The organism is Mesorhizobium sp. M2A.F.Ca.ET.039.01.1.1, assembly GCF_003998035.1.
Taxonomy (GTDB): domain Bacteria; phylum Pseudomonadota; class Alphaproteobacteria; order Rhizobiales; family Rhizobiaceae; genus Mesorhizobium.
Genome location: NZ_RZRY01000934.1, coordinates 1 through 2,019 on the forward strand (window position 1 = coordinate 1; position 2,019 = coordinate 2,019).

A 2,019-nucleotide genomic window follows, 5' to 3' on the forward strand; every position below is an offset into this window, starting at 1 on the left:
CGTGGCGACCGTCTTGGTTGGCAGGGCAGGCAGTTCCTCCATCACCCGACTCAGCGGGAAAATGGCAATCGCCTCCGTGCCTTCACGCAACTTCGAATGAAGCTCGAACGTGCCGCCATGCATCGCGAGCAGGCCCTGCACGATCGGCAGGCCGAGGCCGGTTCCCTGTTCTGCGCTCTTGATGGCGATGGAGCCCTGGCCGAAAGCGGAAAGCACCACCGGGATTTCTTCTTCCGGTATGCCCGGACCATTGTCCTTGACCGAAACGTACTGGCCGCCGCCGGCGGTCCAGCCGACGCGCACGCGCACTTCGCCGCCGGACGGGGTGAACTTGATCGAATTGGACAGGAGGTTGAGCGTGATCTGACGCACCGCGCGCTCGTCGGCAAAAAGGCGCGGCAAGGTCTCCTCGAACTCCTGGACGATGCGGATGTCCTTGTTGCGGGCCCGCAATTCCATCATGTGGCAGCAGTCCTCGACGATGGTCACCAGCATCACCGGCTCCTCGTTGAGCTGGTAGCGGCCGGCCTCGATGCGCGACAGGTCGAGGATCTCGTTGATCAGGTCGAGCAAATGCTGGCCGGACTCGTGCACATCATGGGCATAGTCGCGGTAGGTCGGATTGTTCATCGGACCCAGCACTTCATTGGCCATCACTTCGGAGAAGCCAAGAATGGCGTTGAGCGGCGTCCTGAGCTCGTGGCTCATTGAGGCGAGAAAGCGCGATTTCGCAAGGTTGGCGTCCTCGGCGCGCCGCCTTGCTTCGTCCGACATTGATTTCGCCGTCTCCACCTCGGCAATGAGCGCGTCCTTCTCCGAGCGGAAGGACAGCACCATCAACGAGGCCTGATTGAGGTGGCGCGCCACATAGCCGAAGAACGGAAGTGCTGCGATGAGCAATGCCGCCATCGTGGCTTCGATCGGCGTCCACAGATGCATAATGGTGTAGACATAAACGGCAACAGGAATGGCGAAGGTCGCGAACAGCGCGCCGCCAAGTGAGGAGGCCAAGACTGCAGTCGTCGCCATCGCGATCAGCAGCACCATGGCCTTGGCGACATGGAACTGGTCGATCTGGCATGTGTCGCAGCCGATCCATGCGAACCACGCCCAGCCAAGGCCACACAGGAAATGGCCGATCAGGAAGTCGCGGCGCGTCTGCGCCGGGTCGAGTTCGGCGGCCTCGGTTCGCTCGACGCGCCGCGACATGAACGCGACGATCGCGTAGCAAAGCAGCATAGCCAGAGCCCAGATGGTGATCTGGTTGTCCAGGCCCGCCAGCCGGCCGAGAGCCGCCACCGCCAGCACCAGCAGCGGGATGGCGACCGCGCTGACCACCATGGCGCGCGCATGCAGTTTCAGGAGTTCGCGATCGAAGTCGAGGCTGCCGGCCTGTTGCGAAAGGCGGTCGCGCGTCTTGCGCACCGCGCGCGCCACATCGCTGTTGCGGTGCGGTTTACGGCGGTCCACAATGAATTTATCCGCTGTGTTCGAGCGTAGCAAAGGCATACGGACTTCAATTTCTGCGCGCAGCGACTTTCAGTTCGTTAAGCTACGTTCGAATGATTAAGAGACTGTTTGCCATATGAGCCGTTTCGGGCCGCGAGGACCGCGCCGGCGCTATGCGGCGAGCCCGCCGCGCAGCCTGTGGCGCAAGCTGCTGGACTATGGGCTGGCCTTCCTCTTGCTCGGGTTGCTGATCCTGGTGGCGGCGCGGCTCGATCGCTTCGAGACTCGCAAGGAGCAAGGCACGGCGATCGTCAATGACGGCGATTCGATCACGCTCGGGACCGAGCGCATCCGCATGCGCGGCATCGATGCTCCCGAGTACCAGCAAACCTGCCAGAAGGCCGGCGCCGACTATCCCTGCGGCAAGCTGGCGCGGCAATCGCTGGTACGGCTGATCGCCGGCAGGCCGGTTTCCTGCAGCGGCTGGCAGCGCGACCGTTACGGCAGGCTGCTCGGCGACTGCAGGGCAGGCGACACCGACCTGAACCAGGCCCAGGTGCGGGCCGGATG

The 2,019-nt window shown here is 63.4% G+C and carries 2 protein-coding genes; one reads left to right on the forward strand and one right to left on the reverse strand.

The window, feature by feature from the left end; translation table 11 throughout:
* Nucleotides 1–1,509: HAMP domain-containing sensor histidine kinase (locus tag EOA24_RS35755; protein WP_133374807.1), on the reverse strand; the 1,509-nt coding region annotated here is incomplete at its 3' end.
* A gap of 76 nt (nt 1,510–1,585) precedes the next feature.
* Here EOA24_RS35755 and EOA24_RS35760 point away from each other — a divergent pair.
* On the forward strand, nt 1,586–2,019 hold a 434-nt coding region (locus EOA24_RS35760; RefSeq protein ID WP_133374808.1), incomplete at its 3' end, for a thermonuclease family protein.